The 20,488-nt window shown below is 38.4% G+C and carries 17 protein-coding genes, 1 tRNA gene and 4 pseudogenes; 19 read left to right on the top strand and 3 right to left on the bottom strand.

Annotated elements, in window-relative coordinates; genetic code table 11:
• Positions 1 to 14 precede the first annotated feature (14 nt).
• The 6 genes and pseudogenes from AT575_RS06435 (at position 15) to AT575_RS06410 (ending at position 7,384) form a co-directional block, all read left to right on the top strand.
• The gene (locus AT575_RS06435; RefSeq protein WP_102777647.1) at positions 15 to 1,685 is read left to right on the top strand and encodes a hypothetical protein; all 1,671 of its coding nucleotides are present in this window, start codon (positions 15 to 17) and stop codon (positions 1,683 to 1,685) included.
• A 164-nt stretch (positions 1,686 to 1,849) separates the two neighbouring features.
• Positions 1,850 to 1,939, top strand: a tRNA-Ser gene (locus AT575_RS06430).
• A 58-nt stretch (positions 1,940 to 1,997) separates the two neighbouring features.
• Positions 1,998 to 2,717 (top strand): YoaK family protein, encoded by a 720-nt coding sequence (locus AT575_RS06425; RefSeq protein ID WP_102777646.1) that lies wholly within the window; start codon positions 1,998 to 2,000, stop codon positions 2,715 to 2,717.
• Between the two features lie 114 nt (positions 2,718 to 2,831).
• Positions 2,832 to 4,834: pseudogene (metG, locus tag AT575_RS06420) on the top strand (methionine--tRNA ligase).
• Between the two features lie 212 nt (positions 4,835 to 5,046).
• A complete protein-coding gene (gene brnQ, locus AT575_RS06415; protein WP_102777645.1) occupies positions 5,047 to 6,390 on the top strand; it encodes a branched-chain amino acid transport system II carrier protein in 1,344 nt (447 codons plus the stop codon).
• Between the two features lie 79 nt (positions 6,391 to 6,469).
• Positions 6,470 to 7,384 (top strand): magnesium transporter CorA family protein, encoded by a 915-nt coding sequence (locus AT575_RS06410; protein WP_102777644.1) that lies wholly within the window; start codon positions 6,470 to 6,472, stop codon positions 7,382 to 7,384.
• 40 nt (positions 7,385 to 7,424) lie between these two features.
• On the opposite strand, the gene AT575_RS06405 is transcribed toward AT575_RS06410, so the two are convergent.
• A complete protein-coding gene (locus AT575_RS06405; protein WP_102777643.1) occupies positions 7,425 to 7,622 on the bottom strand; it encodes a hypothetical protein in 198 nt (65 codons plus the stop codon).
• A gap of 177 nt (positions 7,623 to 7,799) precedes the next feature.
• On the opposite strand from AT575_RS06405, the gene AT575_RS06400 reads away from it, so the two are divergent.
• The 9 genes and pseudogenes from AT575_RS06400 (at position 7,800) to AT575_RS06360 (ending at position 13,735) form a co-directional block, all read left to right on the top strand.
• Positions 7,800 to 8,036: a DUF2829 domain-containing protein gene (locus AT575_RS06400; RefSeq protein ID WP_102777642.1), complete on the top strand. Its 237-nt coding sequence runs from the start codon at positions 7,800 to 7,802 to the stop codon at positions 8,034 to 8,036.
• Positions 8,029 to 8,727 carry a 3-oxoacyl-ACP reductase gene (locus tag AT575_RS06395; protein ID WP_102777641.1) on the top strand — a complete coding sequence of 233 codons (699 nt, stop codon included), beginning with the start codon at positions 8,029 to 8,031 and terminating at the stop codon, positions 8,725 to 8,727. Before AT575_RS06400 ends, AT575_RS06395 begins: the two co-directional genes overlap by 8 nt.
• A 12-nt stretch (positions 8,728 to 8,739) precedes the next feature.
• The gene (locus tag AT575_RS06390; RefSeq protein WP_102777640.1) at positions 8,740 to 9,237 is read left to right on the top strand and encodes a hypothetical protein; all 498 of its coding nucleotides are present in this window, start codon (positions 8,740 to 8,742) and stop codon (positions 9,235 to 9,237) included.
• Complete coding sequence (locus AT575_RS06385) at positions 9,234 to 9,740, top strand: GNAT family N-acetyltransferase (RefSeq protein WP_102777639.1); 507 nt, start codon at positions 9,234 to 9,236, stop codon at positions 9,738 to 9,740. Before AT575_RS06390 ends, AT575_RS06385 begins: the two co-directional genes overlap by 4 nt.
• 14 nt (positions 9,741 to 9,754) lie before the next feature.
• A pseudogene (locus AT575_RS06380) lies at positions 9,755 to 10,719 on the top strand (Gfo/Idh/MocA family protein).
• 97 nt (positions 10,720 to 10,816) lie between these two features.
• Complete coding sequence (gene glmU, locus AT575_RS06375; protein ID WP_102777638.1) at positions 10,817 to 12,196, top strand: bifunctional UDP-N-acetylglucosamine diphosphorylase/glucosamine-1-phosphate N-acetyltransferase GlmU; 1,380 nt, start codon at positions 10,817 to 10,819, stop codon at positions 12,194 to 12,196.
• A 21-nt stretch (positions 12,197 to 12,217) separates the two neighbouring features.
• Positions 12,218 to 12,772 carry an NUDIX domain-containing protein gene (locus AT575_RS06370; protein ID WP_102777637.1) on the top strand — a complete coding sequence of 185 codons (555 nt, stop codon included), beginning with the start codon at positions 12,218 to 12,220 and terminating at the stop codon, positions 12,770 to 12,772.
• Entirely contained in the window at positions 12,772 to 13,032 is a 261-nt protein-coding gene (gene macP, locus AT575_RS06365; protein WP_102777636.1) for a cell wall synthase accessory phosphoprotein MacP, read from the top strand. Before AT575_RS06370 ends, macP begins: the two co-directional genes overlap by 1 nt.
• Positions 13,033 to 13,045: 13 nt before the next feature.
• Entirely contained in the window at positions 13,046 to 13,735 is a 690-nt protein-coding gene (locus AT575_RS06360; RefSeq protein ID WP_102777635.1) for a 5'-methylthioadenosine/adenosylhomocysteine nucleosidase, read from the top strand.
• A 35-nt stretch (positions 13,736 to 13,770) separates the two neighbouring features.
• Here the strand turns inward: AT575_RS06360 and AT575_RS06355 are convergent, their stop codons facing one another.
• Entirely contained in the window at positions 13,771 to 14,421 is a 651-nt protein-coding gene (locus AT575_RS06355; protein ID WP_102777634.1) for a metal-dependent transcriptional regulator, read from the bottom strand.
• 143 nt (positions 14,422 to 14,564) lie between these two features.
• On the opposite strand from AT575_RS06355, the gene AT575_RS06350 reads away from it, so the two are divergent.
• From AT575_RS06350 to AT575_RS06340, 3 genes and pseudogenes are all read left to right on the top strand, one after another.
• On the top strand, positions 14,565 to 15,497 hold the full coding sequence (locus AT575_RS06350; protein ID WP_102777633.1) for a metal ABC transporter substrate-binding protein: 933 nt from the start codon (positions 14,565 to 14,567) through the stop codon (positions 15,495 to 15,497).
• A 58-nt stretch (positions 15,498 to 15,555) separates the two neighbouring features.
• Positions 15,556 to 16,278 carry a metal ABC transporter ATP-binding protein gene (locus tag AT575_RS06345; protein WP_102777632.1) on the top strand — a complete coding sequence of 241 codons (723 nt, stop codon included), beginning with the start codon at positions 15,556 to 15,558 and terminating at the stop codon, positions 16,276 to 16,278.
• Positions 16,278 to 17,095: pseudogene (locus AT575_RS06340) on the top strand (metal ABC transporter permease subunit). Before AT575_RS06345 ends, AT575_RS06340 begins: the two are co-directional and overlap by 1 nt.
• Positions 17,096 to 17,145: 50 nt before the next feature.
• Here AT575_RS06340 and AT575_RS06335 read toward each other — a convergent pair.
• On the bottom strand, positions 17,146 to 17,952 hold the full coding sequence (locus AT575_RS06335; RefSeq protein ID WP_102777631.1) for a peptidylprolyl isomerase: 807 nt from the start codon (positions 17,950 to 17,952) through the stop codon (positions 17,146 to 17,148).
• A 94-nt stretch (positions 17,953 to 18,046) separates the two neighbouring features.
• Between AT575_RS06335 and AT575_RS06330 the strand changes: the two are divergent.
• Positions 18,047 to 20,461 (top strand): annotated as a pseudogene (locus AT575_RS06330) (DNA translocase FtsK).
• Positions 20,462 to 20,488 lie beyond the last annotated feature (27 nt).

Here is a 20,488-nt window from a genome sequence, read left to right as displayed (position 1 = left end):
GAAAAGGTCATCCTATGAAACGAAAATTAGATGTTTTGGTAGCTCTGATTTCACTAATAATCATTGCTTCCTATTATTGGACCAATCTGCCTCCTTTAAACATATGGAGCGGTGATTTCTGGCTTTTTGTTATTTTTCTTCTTGTCATTTTAATGGTTAACCTTTATATCCACTCTCTTTCAGATGGGATTCAAAGTCTTTTTACCAATGCCAAACCAAAAGGAAAAGTCAAAGATGTTACCCAGAATTTCAATCTTTTTTCCGGTGTCAACCGTTGGCTGACGCTAGCTATTCTTGGGATAGCTCTGGTTATTGGGGTCTTGTCTTTCTTTAATACCCGTCTTTTTAGGGCTAAGGGTTATGCTGACGTGATCAGCGTAAAGAGTGCAGATTTCAAGAAAGATTTCCCTGAAAGCAATATTTCAACTTTAGCTTTGCTGGACCGAGAATCAGCGGAGAAGATAGGCGATACCTATCTTGGAACAATTGACAAAGTGTCTCAATTTGGTATTTCCAAAGAATACCGTCAAATTACAATAGGTAAACAACCTTATCGCGTTTCACCTTTGGAGTATAAGAGTTTTTGGAAGTGGGCGACCAATCGTCAGGAAGGGATTGATTACTATGTGAAAGTCAATCAAACCACTGGTAAGGCCCAATTGGTTCGCTTACAAAAGGCAATGAAATACTCAAGTTCTGAGTACCTTTTCCGAGATACCTTGCGCCATTTACGCTTTACCCATCCTTTTACCATTTTCGGTGATCCATCATTTGAAGTGGATGATCAAGGCAATCCTTATTATGTTGCAACTACTTATAAACCCCGTTTTGGCTTGTCTTCACCCGATCCAACAGGTGCTATTTTACTGGATGCTGTCACTGGTAAAACCAAGCATTACAGTTTAAAAGCAATTCCTAAATGGGTTGACCGGGTTTATTCAGCCTCAAATGTTTTGGAAAGAGTTAATGACCATTATACTTATCAAAATGGTTATTGGAATACCGTCTTTAGTCAGTCAGGTGTTAAGAAAACCACTGATAATTACAATTATTTGACCATTGGTTCAGACCTCTATCTCTATACTGGTATTACCTCAGCAACAGCTGATTCGTCAAATCTTGGCTTTATTTTAGTCAATATGCGGACTCGAGAGGTCACTAATTACAAGCTTTCTTCAGCGACTGAGAGCTCAGCGATGCGATCCGCCGAAGGCGAAGTCCAAGAGAAGGGTTATCAAGCGACTGCTCCTGTCTTAGTCAAACTGAATGAAAAAGCTTTCTATTTGGTATCCTTGAAAGATGATGCTGGTCTGATTAAATCCTATGCTTTGGTCGATGCGGAAGATTATCAACAAGTATCAGTCAATAATGATATTGAAGCCTTGATTGCTCAATTTACGGACCGCGACACCAGTGGCTTATCGTCGCAAGCTGATAGTGGTCAGAAAGTAGAAAAAGTTTCTGGTCAGGTTGAACAAGTAGCCAGTCAAATGATTTCTGGAAATACCGTTTATTATATCTTCTCACAAGGTAAGGTCTATAAAATCAAAGCCAGCAAAGATACGCCGGATCATCTTCCATTTATCAAAGCAGGCGATCATTTCAAAGGCAAACTTGGTCAAGACAATTACTTACAAAATGTCACTATCGAATCTAGTAGTCAGACCTCAAGTGTGACACCATAAGAAAACATATTAAACTGTAAAGATATGAAGCCTGACACAATAGTTGTCGGGCTTTCATTTTGATCTTATTCTATGCTAGATTAATATCTCAGTTTTTTACTTATTTTTTCTTCTTTTAACTATTGTTAAGAGACTTGACCTGTGCTATACTATTATTAGTTTTTGGAGGATTACCCAAGTCCGGCTGAAGGGAACGGTCTTGAAAACCGTCAGGCGTGTAAAAGCGTGCGTGGGTTCGAATCCCACATCCTCCTTAATAAAACATAAAATACTGGTAATCAGTATTTTTTTCGTGTCATTAGGAAGGAAACCATGTCAAAACGAAAAAAACAAAGATATTATGTTCATGAAGCTCTGCGTTGTGCCATCAGTCTGACTTTTATCTCGGGTTATGTCAATGCCTTTACCTTTATGACCCAAGGTCAACGTTTTGCAGGTATCCAATCAGGAAATGTGGCTTCTCTAGCCATGAGTTTGGCTCAGGGGAGATTGGACAGGGCTCTAGATTTTCTTTTACCCATCATTGTTTTTATGCTAGGTCAATCCTTTACCTACTTTATGCACCGGTGGGCTAATAAACATGGGATTCATTGGTATTTGTTGTCCAGCTTTGTTTTGACTGTGATTGCACTTTTCACTAGTATTCTGACACCAATACTTCCAGCTTTCTTTACGGTTTCTGGACTGGCTTTCTTTGCTTCCATTCAAGTGGATACTTTTAAATCGCTACGTGGGGCAACCTATGCCAATGTCATGATGACTGGTAATGTTAAAAATGCTGCTTATCAGCTGACCAAAGGGCTTTATGAAAAAAATCGCGAAATGATTCTGATCGGTCGCAATACGGCTTTTGTCATTTTTACCTTTATTTTAGGGGCTTTTGCCGCATCTCTCTTATCCTTAAAATTTGGCGAATTATCTTTAGGGCTTGTCCTTATTCCCTTAAGTTATGTCAATTATATTTTAGGAAAAGAATATTACCATATTCAAAGTAAAATCAAACCCTTTATGCTGTCTTATTCTGAGGAATAAGCAGTTTTTTTGATGGCGACATTATGCTATAATAAATAATATCTCTTAAAAGGGTCATAAGAACCAGTTAGAGAAGAAATTGATAAGGTTTCATTAGCCTTGAAAGGAAATCAAATGACTGATAAAAAACCATTTTATATTACAACTCCAATCTATTACCCATCAGGGAAATTGCACATTGGTTCAGCATATACAACCATTGCCTGTGACGTTTTAGCCCGTTACAAACGCTTGATGAATCATGAGTCTTTTACCTAACTGGTCTTGACGAGCATGGTCAAAAAATCCAAACTAAGGCTGAAGAAGCTGGCATTACGCCTCAAGCCTATGTTGATGGAATGGCAGAAGGCGTTAAAGAACTTTGGAGCTTGCTTGACATTTCTTATGACAAATTTATCCGAACAACTGATGCTTATCATGAAGAAGTGGTTGCTGCGGTATTTGAAAAATTATTAGCCCAAGACGATATTTACTTAGGTCAATATTCAGGTTGGTATTCTGTTTCTGATGAAGAGTTCTTTACTGAAAGTCAATTAGAAGAAGTTTTCCGTGATGAATCAGGTAAAGTAACAGGTGGAATTGCCCCTTCTGGTCACCAAGTAGAGTGGGTTTCTGAAGAATCTTACTTCCTTCGTTTAGGTAAATATGCTGACCGTTTGGTTGCTTTCTATAAAGAAAATCCGAACTTTATTCAGCCTGAAGGCCGTTTAAATGAAATGCTTAAAAACTTTATTGAACCTGGTTTAGAAGATTTGGCAGTTAGTCGGACAACCTTTACTTGGGGTGTTAAAGTACCTTCAAATCCTAAACACGTGGTTTATGTTTGGATTGATGCCCTCCTCAACTATGCAACAGCTCTAGGTTATGGTCAAGAAGTCCATGATGACTATGATAAATTCTGGAATGGGACTGTTTTCCACATGGTTGGAAAAGATATCCTTCGTTTCCACTCAATCTATTGGCCGATTCTTTTGATGATGTTAGACATGAAATTGCCAGAACGCTTGATTGCCCATGGCTGGTTTGTCATGAAAGATGGTAAAATGTCCAAATCTAAAGGCAATGTGGTTTACCCTGAAATGTTGGTTGAACGCTATGGTTTAGATGCTTTGCGTTATTACCTCTTGCGTAGTTTGCCAGTTGGTTCTGATGGTATGTTTACCCCTGAAGACTATGTTGGACGGATTAACTACGAACTGGCTAACGATTTAGGTAACTTACTCAACCGTACGGTTGCAATGATTAATAAATACTTCAATGGAGAAATTCCAGCTTACCAAACAGGTATTACCGATTTTGATGCTGATTTAGAAGCAGTAGTGGCTGCTCAAATTGCAGAGTATCATGTTCAAATGGAGGCTGTTGACTACCCACGTGCTTTAGAAGCAGTATGGACTATCATTTCACGTGCTAATAAATACATCGATGAGACTGCTCCATGGGTTCTTGCTAAGGAAGATGGCAACAAGGAACAGTTAGCTTCAGTAATGGCACACTTGGCAGCAAGTCTGCGCGTGGTGGCACACTTGATTCAGCCATTTATGATGGAAAGTTCAAATGCTATTATGACTCAACTTGGTTTAGAAGCGGTAGCTGATTTGGAAGATCTTTCATTAGTTGGTATTCCAGCTCAAACCACAGTCATATCTAAAGGGCAACCGATTTTCCCTCGCCTTGATATGGAAGCAGAAATTGCCTACATCAAAGAACAAATGGAAGGTGGCTCTGCGATTCCTCAAGAAAAAGAATGGGTTCCTGAAGAGGTTGAGCTTAAATCTGAAAAAGAGGAAATCAAGTTTGAAACCTTCGATGCTGTTGAGATTCGTGTGGCTGAAGTTAAGGAAGTTTCTAAGGTCGAAGGTTCGGATAAATTGCTGCGCTTCCGTCTTGACGCGGGAGATGGAGAGGATCGTCAAATCCTGTCTGGTATCGCAAAATTCTATCCAAACGAGCAAGAATTAGTGGGTAAAAAATTGCAAATTGTGGCCAATTTGAAGCCTCGCAAAATGATGAAAAAATATATTAGCCAAGGGATGATTTTATCGGCTGAACATGGAGACCAATTGACTGTTCTTACAGTTGATCCTTCTGTACCAAATGGTTCGCTTATTGGTTAATATTTCGAGGAAGACCGTGAGGTCTTTCTTTTTTATGTAAATATTTAGAAAATTTCGAAAAAAAGCTAGAAAATTGGTTTATTTTTGTTATAATAGAAAGCACTTATTTTATTTTGGGATTCAGATTTAACTCAGGAGTTATCTAGATTTTTAAAATGAAAAATGACATTTTATAAGAAAGGTGTAAACGACCGTTTACATAGTGGTATTTTATGGTTAAAAAAGGATTTCTAACAGGATTGCTTTTATTTGGTATCTTTTTTGGAGCCGGCAACTTAATTTTCCCACCAGCTTTAGGGGTTGCTTCAGGCACACATTTTTGGCCGGCGATTATTGGGTTCTGTCTGTCCGGAGTAGGCTTAGCCATTATTACTTTGTTGGTTGGCACCCTAACCAATGGCGGCTTTAAGCAGGAAATGGATATTAAGTTCAGCCCTTGGTTCTCGCTCAGCTTTCTGGTTCTCCTCTATTTAACCATCGGTCCTCTCTTTGCTATTCCTAGAACGGCTACCGTCTCTTTTGAAGTCGGCCTTTCACCTTTGGTAGGAAATAGCCAGCTAGCCTTGATGCTCTTCTCCCTTTGCTTTTTTTTAGCGGCTTTTGCATTAGCTTATAACCCCAATAAGATCATGAATAGTGTGGGCAAGATTTTGACGCCGCTATTCGCCTTGCTGATTTTAGTGTTAGTAGTAGTAGGCGCTTTTAAATACGGACAAGCTGACAGTGGCCAGGCTAGCGCTGAATATGTTGCTTCAGCCTTTGGGGGAGGTGTTTTAGCCGGTTATAATACACTAGATGCCCTTGCCTCTGTTGCCTTCTGTCTGGTAGCAACAGAAACCCTTAAACAGTTTGGTTTTGCTAGTAAGAAAGAATACCTATCAACCATTTGGGTAGTTGGACTTGTGACTAGCTTAGCCTTTAGTATCCTCTATTTGGGGCTTGCTTTCTTAGGCAATAAATTCCCCATCCCTAGTTCGGTACTGGGTGACCCGTCAATTAATAAAGGGGCTTACGTTTTAGCCCAGGCTTCCTATCAGTTATTCGGCCCCTTCGGCCGTATCTTCCTCAGTGTCATGGTGGTCATGACCTGCTTCACAACAACGGTTGGTTTGATTGTAGCTGTTTCTGAGTTTTTTGCTAAGCATTTTAAAGCCTTGTCTTACAAGGTTTATACAGTTCTCTTTACACTCATCGGATTTTTAATTGCCAATCTTGGACTCAACACAGTCATTGCCTTTTCTGTTCCCGTTTTGACTTTACTTTATCCGATTGTGATTGTGCTGGTTATCATTATTTTGTTCAATAAGTCCTTTGCTTTATCTAAAAAAGGAATGTCTTTGACCATTGCCTTAGTCACTGTGACTTCGTTATTGGAAGTGTTAGCCGGTTTGATGCCTAAAACGGCTTTAGCTGCTCTTGTTGGTCAAATTCCTTTCCACACTATGTCTATGGGCTGGTTGCTACCAACTTTATTAGGAGTCATAATTGCCTTTATCCTACCAGATAAAATTAAGGGAGAAGCCTTTGACTTGAGTCAGTTTGAAAATGAAAATTAAGCATTAAGAATAGCTAAAAAGAGTCATTTGACTCTTTTTTTGATATACTGAAAAAAAGTAGTCTTAGAAGGAGAGACCTGTGAAGGAAGTCAAAAAGCCTCAATTTACGACCTATTTGGCTAATGCAGATAATGCCAAAGATTTGCTTTATCTGAAGCATGAGCTAGGAATTGATTCAGAAATCTTAACCTATGCTGCCGATAAAAATGAACTATCCCATTTAGAATATGATCGTGTCGATAAAACCTTATTACTGATTTATAATGTTTTGGATGTTTCTAAGCAAAACTATCATTATCAAACCGTCCCTATTACTTTTTTTGTCTTCGATAATAATCTTATTACCATTTATAAGGATAAAAGTGCCTATATCATCAAACAAATGGAGAATTTAGTTAATAAAAACGGCTCTATTTCCCTTTATAAATTTCTTTTCAAAGTCCTCTATCTAATTTCCAAAAATTATTTCCCAACAGTGGATCATCTCAATGTTGAACGGAATCGCTTGAATAATTTACTAAGAGAAAGAACCAGTAAAAAAGAACTCTTGCAGCTATCCGATTTAGAAACAGGCCTTGTCTATATCGTATCAGCAAGTAAACAAAACGTGCTCTTGATTGAACAGTTAAAAAGTCATCTCTTATACCTTGATCTTGACGATGCCGAAGAAGAGCAGTTAGATGATGCCTTGATTGAAGCCAGACAGCTGGTTGAAATGGCCCAGTTATCAGCCCAAGTCCTAGCCCAATTGGAAGGTACCTATAATAATGTCTTAAATAATGAATTAAATGATACCATGAAAATTCTGACATTATTATCTATTCTCTTAACCATCCCAAGTATTGTGACAGGATTCTTCGGAATAAACGTTCCCCTACCAAGTTTTCTAACCCAAAGTCCATTGGGTTGGCTTATGGTCATCGGTATTTCAGCCATCCTCTGGTTTGCCATGGCCTTTATTCTCAAATTAATGATGAAATACAATCGTAAATAGAGATCAAGAAAAGAGAGTCCCTAAAGACCCTCTTTTTGCTTTAGTTTTTAGTATTAAAATCACTTTTACTATCTTTTTGCTCATCATAAATTTTGTCGTCCTCATCTTCTTCAGGTGGAATAGTAAAAGCTAGAACAAAGAATGTAATAGATATTGGAAGATAGGCGATACTGTTTAGTGCGATGGGTAGCCCAAGAAAAGCTAACCCGATAGCTAAATAAGTAGTGTTAATTTTCATAAGTGATTTCCTCATTTTTTGCCTTAGGACGATACTATAATTGTAACTCAAAACAACTCCTCGGACAAGAAAAAAAGAATCTCCCTTTGTCATTCAAGCCACTAATCATTTTAGCTTTTCATGGTATAATAGTCATAAATCTTTAACAATTAGACAAAGCGTAATAAGGAGATAGATATGACATTCGAAGAAATTTTACCAGGACTGAAAGCTAAGAAGAAATATGTGAGAAGTGGTTGGGGTGGTGCTGAAAATTATGTGCAACTCTTTGATTCCATTGAGCAAAATGGTCAAGCTTTAGAAGTAACTCCCTACTTTTTGATTAATGTTTCAGGTGAGGGGGAAGGCTTCTCCATGTGGGCACCGACTCCATGTGATGTTTTGGCAGAAGATTGGGTTGAAGTTCATGACTAAGACAGTCCTTGTGACCGGAGTTTCTTCAGGTATTGGAAGGGCTCAGGCTGAACACCTCTTAGCTAATGGTTATCAGGTTTATGGTCTTGATGTCAGTCCTAAGCCGGCTTTAGATGGCGATTTTCATTTTCTCCAATTAGATGTGACAGACAATTTAATCCCACTCTTTGACTGGCTACCTCAGGTCGACATTCTCCTCAATACAGCGGGCATTCTGGACGCCTACAAACCCCTACTTGAAATAAAGCAAGAGGACTTTGAAAAGCTCTTTGCCACCAATTTCTTTTCCGTGGTTAAACTTACCCGTTTTTATTTGAAAAAAATGCTGGCGCAGCAAAGTGGGATTATCATCAACATGTGTTCCATTGCCAGTTTTCAAGCAGGCGGTGGCGGTGCTGCCTATACCAGCTCGAAACATGCCCTAGCTGGCTTCACCCGACAATTAGCTTTGGATTATGCTAAAGCAGGCATCCAAGTTTTTGGGATTGCCCCAGGGGCTGTCCAAACAGGCATGACCGCTAGCGACTTTACAGAAGGTGGCCTTGCCGATTGGGTTGCTGAACAAACCCCAATCGGAAGATGGACCCAAGCTGAAGAAATAGCCGACCTGACAGACTTTTTAGTCTCAGGAAAGGCAGTTTCCATGCAAGGTGAAATTGTTAAAATTGACGGTGGCTGGACTTTAAAATAAAAAAGGGAAGTTATGATTTATAAAACCTTACGAAAATATCCTAGCTTAGCTTTTTTCCTAGATGGAGGATTTTATTTAGGGAGCATTATTCTCCTTTACCTTGTCTTGCAAAAAGTGCAGTTGCCACTTGTCTATTGGCCCCTTACATTTAATCTATTGATTCCCCTTTTTTACTTTTATAAGCATTTCTTTCGTACTAGTCGAAATGAACAGGCGACTTCTTTAAGCGAACTAGCAGACATCATGCGCTGGTTGATTGCTGTCATCGCACTTAGCCATATGACTATCGGAGTCTGGGCAGGTACCCAAAGCTTTCCGTTTAAGGAGCAATTTTTACGACCTTTGTGGAAAGAAGATAAGAGTGTTATCTTAAACTTAATAAGTATTTATTTACTAACGTTCATATTTTGGCAAATACTATACTATTTAAAAATACCACTTGCACAGAGGAAGTCCAAAAGCAGTTCGAAAGACAGCCAAAAGAAATCAAAAAAAAGGAAACGAAAATGATTAGACAAGAAATGCCTGCTGACTATCAGGTCATCGATAAATTAATAAGAGATGCATTCGCTACAGCTGAACATGCTGACGGAAAGGAACAGGATTTGGTTAAAGCCTTGCGTCAAGGAGACTCTTATATTCCTGAATTAGCCTTAGTTTTAGAAGAAAATCAACTAATTAAAGGTCATGTTATCTTTACCAAAGCCAAGGTAGGTCAGTCACAAGCTCTTGTTTTAGCACCTTTGAGCATTGCACCTGATTGTCAAAAACAAGGTTATGGTAAAGCATTAATTGAAGAAGGTCACCGAATTGCCAAAGCATTAGGTTTTGGTCTCATTTTAGTTTTGGGAAGTGACCTTTATTACCCTAAATTTGGTTACTTACCAGCACAATCATTTGGTATTACGATACCAGAAGGATTTCCCCCAGCCAACTTTATGGCTATTTCTTTACAAGGAAATCAACATTTTCAAGGTTCTGTTAGCTTCGCTAAAGAATTTGGTTTAGATTAAGGAGAATAAAAAAGATGAAATTAACAGTAGTTGGAACAGGGAAGATTGTTGAAGAAGCCCTACCCGTTATTGCAGCCACTAATGGCATAGAAATTAAAGCCTTGGTTTCAACCCCTCGAAGTCGGGAAAAAGCTGAGACTTTGGCAGAGCAATACCAAATTCCAGATATATATACAAGCTTAGACCAAGCACTGGCTAACCCAAATACGGATACCGTGTACGTGGCAACCCCAAATCATTTACACTATGAAATGACCAAGGCAGCCTATTAGCAGGCAAACATGTTATCTGCGAAAAGCCTTTCACCTTGAAAGAAGCCCAAGCGCAGGAATTGGCTCAGCTTGCTAAAGAGAAAGAGTTGATTCTGCTAGAGGCTATTACCAATCTCTATTTAGAGAATTTCGCTGTCTTAAAAGAAGAATTAACCAATTTGGGCGACATTAAGATTGTTGACTGTAACTACTCCCAATATTCGTCTCGCTATGATGCCTTCAAAGATGGTGTGATTGCGCCAGCTTTTGACCCAGAAAAAGGGGGAGGAGCCCTCAGAGACCTTAACATTTACAATATCCACCTAGTAGTTGCTTTGTTTGGCGATCCAACCAGTGTCGATTATCTGCCAAACCTGGAGCGAGGCGTTGATACTTCAGGAATTCTTATCCTGGATTACACAGATTTCAAAGTGGTTTGTATTGCTGCTAAAGATTGCAGCGCAGAAGTGCGGACGATTATTCAGGGCAACAAAGGCTCGATGATTGTGGCTGGGGAAAGTAACACACTTCCACAAGTTAAAATTACAGAAAATGGTAGCCAACCTCGACTAGTTAATAAGAACAGCGCTGAACACCGGATGGCAGCAGAGTTTAGAGCTTTTCAAGCAATCATTAATGACCGAGATTTTGCGCGTGCCCAAGAGGCAATCGAACATAGTCTCAAAGTTATGAAAGTTCTTGAAAAGGCAAGTGAAAACTTGTCATAAACATCAGAGATTGGCTTAACCAATCTCTTTTTTTCATCTTTTTCCCTCTAAATATGCTATAATGGAGGGGAATTCAATTTATGAAAAAGGAAAAGATATGACAAATTACGCCATTATATTAGCTGCGGGTAAAGGCACTCGCATGAAATCTGATTTACCAAAAGTTCTCCATAAAGTCTCAGGCTTAACCATGTTAGAGCATGTTTTTAGAAGTATTGAAGCAATCAATCCTAAAAAAAATGTTACAGTCATTGGTCATAAAGCTGAAATGGTTCAAGAAGTTTTGGCAGATCAATCAGAATTTGTTTTACAAACTGAGCAATTAGGAACTGGCCATGCCGTAATGATGGCGGAAGAAAAATTAGCAGGATTAGAAGGCAATACCTTAGTTATTGCTGGTGATACGCCATTAATTACAGGTGAAAGCTTAAAAAATCTCATCGATTTCCACGTTAACCATAAAAATGTTGCAACAATTCTAACAGCGCAAGCTGAAGACCCATTTGGTTATGGGCGGATTATCCGTAACAGTGACCAAGAAGTTATGAAAATTGTCGAACAAAAAGATGCTAACGAATATGAACAAAAAGTAACTGAAATTAACACAGGTACCTTCATCTTCGATAATAAACGCCTTTTTGAAGCTTTGAAAAATATTAATACTAATAATGCTCAAGGGGAATATTACTTGACTGACGTTATCTCTATTTTCCGCGAAAACAGAGAAAAAGTCGGTGCCTACATCTTACGTGATTTCAATGAAAGTCTTGGCGTTAATGACCGTGTTGCCCTAGCAACAGCCGAAGCTGTTATGCGTCGTCGCATTAACAAAGGCCATATGCTTAATGGGGTTACCTTCCAAAGTCCTGAGACTACCTATATTGAGAGTGATGTTCAAATTGAACCGGATGTTCTTTTGGAGGCAAATGTGACCCTCAAAGGGAATACCAAAGTAGGAGCAGGAACTGTCCTTACTAATGGGACATGCCTTGTAGATGCTGAAATTGGCCAAAATGTGGTAATAACGAATTCAACCATAGAAGAGTCAAGGATTGCTGACGGCGTAACTGTAGGACCTTATGCACACATTCGTCCAGGTTCTGATTTGGCGCAGGATGTTCATATTGGAAACTTTGTTGAAGTTAAAGGGTCAACCATTGGTCAAAACACCAAAGCTGGACATTTAACCTATATTGGAAATGCCCAAGTTGGAGCAAATGTGAACTTTGGAGCAGGAACCATCACTGTCAACTATGATGGTCAAAACAAATTTAAAACAGAAATTGGGGATAATGTCTTTATTGGTAGCAATTCAACCTTAATTGCCCCACTTGTAATTGGCGATAATGCCCTAACTGCAGCTGGATCAACTATCTCTAAAGATGTTCAGGCAGATAGCATTGCCATTGGCAGAAGTCGCCAAGTGACAAAAGAGGGCTATGCTAAACGCCTTCCCCATTATCCAGGAAATAAATAAAACAACATAGAGGAGGAAACCATGGATTTTGAAGAAAAAACATTACGTCGGACAACTATTTTTGAAGGAAATATCTTTAAAGTTGTTGTCGATGATGTGAAACTTCCAAACGCATTGGGAAATGCTAAGCGAGAGCTGGTCCTCCATCGGGGAGCTGTTTCTATCTTAGCTGTGACTCCGGAAAATAAACTGGTTATTGTCAAACAATATCGCAAAGCCATCGAGTCTATTTCTTATGAAATTCCTGCGGGAAAATTGGAAGTGGGTGAGAACGGATCTGAACTCGAGGCAGCTGGCCGCGAGTTGGAGGAAGAAACCGGATATAGTGGCCATTTAGAGCAAATTTATGAATTCTATACGGCCATCGGTTTTTCCAATGAAAAAATTAAATTATACTTGGCAACTGATCTTAAAAAAGTTGAAAATCCAAGACCTCAGGATGATGATGAAGTCTTAGAGGTTTTTGAATTAAGCTACCAAGAATGTCTTGAGATGATTGCTCAAGGGAAAATTGTTGACGCCAAAACCATCATTGCTATTAACTATTTTGCTCAACATTTTGGAGGTGATTTGTAATGGGAAAATCCTTACTAACTGATGAAGTGATTGAAAAAGCCAATCGTGGTGAGTACATTGAAGATGATTTTGCAGTCGATTCAGATACCAAAATAATCACATTTGCCGATGACGATTATGATGATGACTCGCAAAGAATCTATAAAAGTCGCCGCATCGAAAATGCCAAACGCAATCAGTTTCAATCGAAATTGAATTTATTATTGCTAGCCTTGGTCATTTTGATTGCGTTATTAATCTATGCCGTGTTTAATCTATAAAAAAGGAATTAAAATGAAAATTGGAATTATTGCTGCAATGGAGGAAGAATTGCGTCTTTTAGTTGAGCAACTGGAAGATAAAAAGGAAACTTCGATTTTAGCCAATACATACTATAGTGGACAAATTGCAGGACATGATTTAGTTCTTGTTCAATCTGGTGTCGGAAAGGTCATGTCTGCCATGACAGTAGCTGTTTTGGTGGAGACCTTTAAAGTAGATGCCCTAATCAACACAGGATCAGCAGGAGCAGTTGCTAGCCATCTCAAGATTGGTGATGTCGTCGTTGCTAGCCAGCTGGTCTACCATGATGTCGATTTGACTGCTTTTGGTTATGACTATGGTCAAATGTCCATGCAGCCACTTTATTTTGAAAGTCACCAACCATTTGTTGAAACATTTGAGCAAGTCTTAAAGGAAGAAGATAAAGGAAGTGCCATTGGTTTGATTGCTACTGGAGATTCTTTTATCGCGGGTCAGGACAAAATTGATGCCATTAAAGACCATTTTCCACAGGTCCTTGCCGTTGAAATGGAAGGGGCAGCAATCGCCCAAGCAGCCCACGCTTGTGACAAACCATTTATTGTTGTTCGTGCCATGAGTGACACAGCAGCACACGATGCCAACATGACCTTTGATCAATTCATCGTAGAAGCTGGCAAAAGGTCAGCCCAAACTTTAATAGCTTTCTTGAAAGCATTATAAACAAAAAGCACTTGGCTATTCCAAGTGCTTTTTGCTTAGTTTAGTTTGGTAACGAAAAGTTGTTTTGCAATTGATTCAGGTATGGTGACTTGTTTCTTATTAAAGGAAAGGGTAAAGGTCTTAGCATAGGCATCAATTTGAACCAATTCAAAATCAGTGTTAAGTTTTAAGTCTTGCTGTCGCAGATAATGAATTAACTCAATTTGATCATGAATGCGACTTAATCGATAAGATCCCAATACCATTATTTCAGCTAGGGTTTGATGGTTGATTTCAATTAAGGCTTGGTTCTTTCTAGGAATAGTTCCACCGTGTGGACAGAAAGTTGGGAAACCTAAATTCTGGTCTAGGCGATCAATAAAAGTATCTGAAACAGTGTGTTCTAAAATTTCCGCTTCCTGATGAACTTCTTCAGGGCTGTAATCTAAATGTTCAATCAAAAAAACTTCTATCAGACGATGCTTTCGGAAAAGGTTTGCTACAAGCTGTTCCCCTTTCGCTGTTAAGAGATAGCTTTTATTAGCATCTTTTTTGATCCAGTCTTCCTGGATCATTTTTTTAATCATTTCAGAAACAGCAGGAGGAGAGACTTGCATTCTTTCTGCAATTTGTTTGTTGGACATTTTGACTTCTAATTGCCCCAGCTCATGAATGCATTTAAGGTAATCTTCTTTATTAGGCGTCATTTAGCATAGCCTTTCTCTTATTTATAATCATTATTATAACAAAAAAATACAAAAAAATCTTGACAAAAAGAAAATAGTAATATACATTAATAATATAATTAAGTAAACTTAATAAAAATCATAAAGACAATTAAGGAGAAATAATGAAGAAAAAGCTGAGCTTTATAACCCTTGCACTCTTATCCTTGCTTTTTTTGGTTGCCTGTTCTTCAACAGCATCAAAAAATGCAAAAGATGAAAAATTAAATGTGGTTGTCACAAATTCGATTATTGCAGATATGACAAAGAATGTTGCCGGTAATCGTATTAACTTGCACAGCATTGTGCCAATTGGTCAAGATCCACACGAATATGAGCCCTTACCAGAAGATGTTGAAAAAACCAGTCAAGCTGATCTGATTTTTTATAACGGTATCAACTTAGAAGATGGCGGTCAGGCCTGGTTCAGCAAGTTAGTAAAAAATGCTGGTAAGAAGAAAAACATTGATTATTATGCGGTGTCAGATGGCATAGATGTTATATATTTAGAAGGTCAATCTGCCAAAGGAAAAGAAGATCCTCATGCTTGGTTGAATTTAGAAAATGGGATGATTTATTCTAAAAATATCGCTAAGCAGTTAAGTCAAAAAGACCCTAAAAATAAAGCATTCTACCAAAAAAACTTGAAGACCTACTTGGCTAAGCTAGAAAAATTAGATCGTGAAGCTAAATCCAAATTTGATAAAATTCCAGAAAATAAAAAGGTGATTGTTACCAGCGAAGGTTGTTTTAAATACTTCTCTAAAGCCTACAAAGTACCTTCAGCTTATATTTGGGAAATTAACACTGAAGAAGAAGGAACACCGGATCAGATTTCGGGTCTAATAGAAAAACTAAAGACTAAAAAACCATCAGCACTTTTTGTTGAATCAAGTGTTGACAGTCGTCCTATGAAATCTGTTTCTAAGGATAGTGGTATTCCCATTTATTCCGAAATTTTCACCGACTCAATTGCTAAAAAGGGTCAAAATGGCGACAGTTACTATTCCATGATGAAATGGAATTTAGACAAAATTGCTGAAGGATTAGCAAAATAAGACATAAAAAGCACATGGTCTTAGGGCTTGTGTGCTTTCTGTTTTTAAAGGAGAAAAAATGATACGAACAAAAGACTTGTCAGTTAGCTATGACGGCTGTAACAAGATTCTTGATAAGGTCAATTTAAGTATTGACGAGACAGGTATTATTGGAATTATTGGACCTAATGGTGCTGGAAAGTCTACCTTAATGAAAGCAATGTTAGGGTTAATCCCTTATAAAGGAGAGCTAGCGATTGATAATGATAGCCAGCAAATTAGTCAACAAGTAGCTTATGTTGAACAACGGAGTCAATTTGATTTACAATTTCCCATCACTGTTGAAGAGTGTGTATTGCTTGGGACCTATGGTCGTTTGGGATTATTTCATGTTGCAACGACAAATGAAAGGGCATTAGCTGCGCGTTATTTGCAAGAAGTTGGTTTGGAGGATTACTCTCAAAAACCAATCAAAGCTCTATCAGGTGGCCAATTTCAACGGATGCTGCTAGCAAGATGCTTAATCCAAGAACAAAACTACCTTTTCTTGGATGAACCTTTTGTAGGAATTGATTCTGTCAGCGAAGCCATCATCGTTAGCCTACTTAAAAAGCTTGCAAATCAAGGAAAAACAATCTTAATCGTGCATCACGATTTGAGCAAGGTCAAAGATTACTTTGACCAATTGCTCTTATTAAATCGAGGATTAATAGCCTTTGGACCAGTAGAAGAAGTTTTTAACCAAGCAAATCTCACTAAAACTTATGGTGAAAATAGGGTGATGACAGGAGGAGTAATCTAGTGTTGGAAAAATTTATTGATGGGCTTTTGAATTATCATTTTCTACAAAATGCTTTAGTAACCTCAGTTGTCATCGGTATTGTAGCAGGAGCATTGGGCTGCTTTATTATATTGCGTTCCATGTCACTAATGGGAGATGCTATTTCACATGCTGTGTTACCTGGTGTTGCTCTTTCTTACATGCTTGGGGTTAACTACTATTTTGGAGCTATTATCTTTGGATTACTTGCTTCTATTTTAATCACCTATATTAAAGAAAATAGTCTGATCAAAGGGGATACTGCTATTGGCATAACCTTTAGTGCTTCTTAGCTTTAGGTGTTATCTTAATTGGTATTGCTAAAAGTTCAACAGACCTCTTTCATATTTTGTTTGGTAATATATTAGCCGTACAAGATGCTGATAAGTGGGCTAGCATTGTGGTATCTGTTTTAGTTTTACTACTTATTGGCCTCTTTTTTAAAGAATTGCAAATCACTTCATTTGATCCAGTTTTAGCTAAAACTATGGGCATCAACGTTCCCTTTTATCACTATCTCTTGATGATACTTTTAACTCTGGTTGCTGTAACGGCCATGCAAAGTGTAGGGACAATCTTAATCGTTGCTCTCTTAATTACTCCAGCAGCAACAGCTTATCTCTTTGCTAAAAATTTAAAGAGTATGCTTTTACTTTCTTCAAGTTTAGGTGGACTTACGTCGGTCCTTGGTCTTTTTATAGGTTATAGTTTTAACATTGCAGTTGGATCTTGTATTGTTCTGACCTCAGCCCTTATCTTTAGCCTTTGCTTTTTCATAGCGCCTAATATGAGTAAATAAAAAAAGTCTTCTGTTCATGAACAGAAGGCTTTTAACTTAAAAGGCTGATTTTATTTTTTGAAAGTATAATCTTTAACAACAGTAACGGAAATAAGCTTAACATCTTTTGTAGGTTTGTCGTTGCCATCAATAGCTACCTTAGAAATACTGTCAACAACATTCATGCCATCAATAACTTGTCCAAAAACAGTATAAGAACCATCTAAATCAGGATTCCCCCCTGCTTTGTAAGCTTCCATAATTGGTTTAGGGAAGTGATCAGCTGACAATTTTTTTGATTGGTCTTCATTATTTTGGTTGATGAAGAATTGACTACCATTGGTATCGGCGCCAGCATTTGCCATGGCAATAGCCCCTCTAATATTATAGAGATAAGGGCTAATTTCGTTAGCAAAACCATTTCCTTTATCTTTTTTACTATCTTTTCCGTTCCATATGGATTCTCCACCAGTACCATCTCCATTAGGATCACCAGATTGAATCATGAAATTATTAATAACCCGGTGGAAAGTAAGATTATTGTAATATCCTGCTTTTGCATGTGTTAAAAAGTTTTCAACTGCAAGGGGTGCGTATTTAGGGAAGAGTTTTAAGGTAATATCCCCTTGGCTTGTTTTGATAAGAACTTTAGCCTCATCCTTTGTAACATCCTTAGATAATTGAGGAAAGTCTTTCTTATCAGCTTTGAGTGCTTTCTGAATTTCTTTCTCATAGGCTTTGGCTGAAGCAGAAGTTGCTTCCTTAGCCATCTTCTCATCAACATATTTATCACCTTTAATTAGACGATCCATCGATTCACAAGCAGTAAGACTAAGAAGTGACAGTGCTAGGAAGCTTATGGTAAGAACTTTCTTCATGATTTCTCCTCAAATTGTTTTCCTATATTCTATCACAAAGTTGCTTGAATGATAAGTATATTTCTTTCTCTCTAAAAAATGGTATAATATTTCTATGGCTATTAGAAATCAACATAAAAAAGGGACCAAAAAAAAGCGTCTCACTAAGGCAGAATTGGAGAAACAAAGGGCCATTAAACGAATGATTTTTTCATTCTTACTCGCTCTTGTTTTAATTTTTGCCGCAATTCGACTTGGAATATTTGGGATTACAGCTTATAATGTCATCCGATTCATGGTAGGTAGTTTAGCTTACCTTTTTATTCTTGCAGTTTTTATCTATCTATTCTTCTTTAAATGGTTACGTAAGCAAGAGGGCTTGGTAGCAGGATTTGTCATACTCTTTTTAGGACTCTTGATTGAATGGCAGGCTTACCTCTTTACCCTTCCAACGGTAAAAAATCATGAAGTCTTTACTTATACCGCTCGCCTGATCATGACTGATTTGGTGGCTTTTAAAGTCCAGACTTTTGTTGGTGGTGGCATGTTAGGTGCCTTAATTTACAAACCAATTTCCTTTCTCTTTTCAAATATCGGTTCCTTCTTTATCGGTGCCTTAATTATTCTACTAGGACTCTTTTTAATGACACCATGGGACGTTTATGATGTCTCTAATTATTTCAAGCTTTGTGGAAAGCTTCGCCGATCGCCAAAAACTCCGACGCGAAGAACGCTTTGTTCAACGCGAGGAAGCTAAAGCCTTAGCTGCGCAAGAAAAATTAGAGCAAGAGGCCCTCGAAGCCCAGTTGGCTAAAAATCAGTCTTTGGATTTGGAAACAGGCGAGATTTTCCCTCTACCACAAGAATCTTCCGTACTTGAAAATGAAGAGATTGTCCCAGAGATACCTGCTGAGCCAGAAATTGTGGCCTATCAATCACATCCTACTGAAGAATTTATTGATTTCCCAATTGAAGATTTGGAATCAGATTATCCAAGTTCAACAGAAGATTATCCTGAAGAAACAATGCCAATGATGGAGCCAGGTCTTGATGAGGACCAAATGGACGATGAGCCTGTCGAAGTAGACTTTACACCAAAAGCTAACTTGCTTTATAAATTACCGACAATTGATTTGTTTGCTCCTGACCGTCCAAAAGACCAATCTAAAGAAAAGAATTTGGTTCGCAAAAACATTACCGTTTTGGAAGACACCTTCCGCAGTTTTGGTATCGATGTTAAGGTTGAACGAGCTGAAATTGGTCCTTCCGTTACTAAATATGAAATTAAACCGGCAGTCGGTGTTCGGGTTAATCGTATCTCTAATTTGGCGGATGATTTAGCCTTAGCCTAGCAGCTAAAGATGTTCGTATAGAAGCTCCAATTCCAGGCAAATCACTGGTTGGTATTGAGGTGCCTAACTCAGAAATTGCGACAGTTTCCTTCCGTGAATTGTGGGAACAATCCAATACTTCTGATGAGAAATTGCTAGAAGTTCCGCTAGGGAAAGCTGTCAATGGCAAGGCACGGAGTTTTGATTTGACGCGCATGCCTCACTTGCTTGTAGCCGGATCAACCGGTTCAGGGAAATCTGTTGCTGTCAACGGAATTATTTCAAGTATTTTGATGAAAGCTCGCCCAGATCAAGTCAAATTCTTAATGGTTGACCCCAAAATGGTTGAGTTGTCGGTTTATAATGACATTCCTCATCTCTTAATTCCAGTTGTTACCAATCCACGCAAGGCCAGTAAGGCTCTTCAAAAAGTGGTTGATGAAATGGAAAATCGTTATGAGCTCTTTAGTAAAGTTGGCGTTCGTAACATGGCTGGCTATAATGCAAAAGTTGAAGAGTTCAATAAACAATCGGAACAAAAACAAATTCCATTACCACTTATCGTCGTTATCGTCGATGAATTAGCCGACTTAATGATGGTTGCTAGTAAAGAAGTGGAAGATGCTATTATCCGTTTAGGACAAAAAGCGCGTGCTGCCGGAATTCATATGATTCTAGCGACACAACGCCCATCCGTAGATGTCATCTCAGGTTTAATCAAAGCTAATGTCCCATCTCGGATTGCCTTTGCTGTTTCTTCAGGAACAGATAGTCGGACAATTCTGGATGAAAATGGTGCCGAAAAACTACTCGGTCGAGGAGATATGCTCTTTAAACCGATTGATGAAAACCATCCTGTTCGTCTTCAAGGTTCATTCATTTCGGATGATGATGTTGAACGCATTGTTTCTTACATCAAAGACCAAGCAGAAGCTGATTATGATGATTCCTTTGATCCAGGTGAGGTGACTGAAGCAGATATGGCATCAGGTTCAGGAGATTCAAGTGAAGGTGATCCTCTCTTTGAGGAAGCAAAAGCTTTGGTTCTTGAAACGCAAAAAGCTTCAGCATCAATGATTCAAAGAAGACTTTCCGTAGGTTTTAATCGTGCAACACGCTTAATGGATGAACTAGAAGAAGCAGGTGTCATAGGACCTGCTGAGGGAACAAAACCTCGCAAAGTCCTACAGACTCAATAAAATAGAAAATAGAAACAGGCTTGTCGC

Source organism: Streptococcus penaeicida (assembly GCF_002887775.1).
In the GTDB taxonomy this organism is placed as follows: domain Bacteria; phylum Bacillota; class Bacilli; order Lactobacillales; family Streptococcaceae; genus Streptococcus; species Streptococcus penaeicida.
The sequence above is the reverse complement of the archived record's forward strand: the minus strand, read 5'-3'. Positions and strand labels throughout refer to the sequence as shown.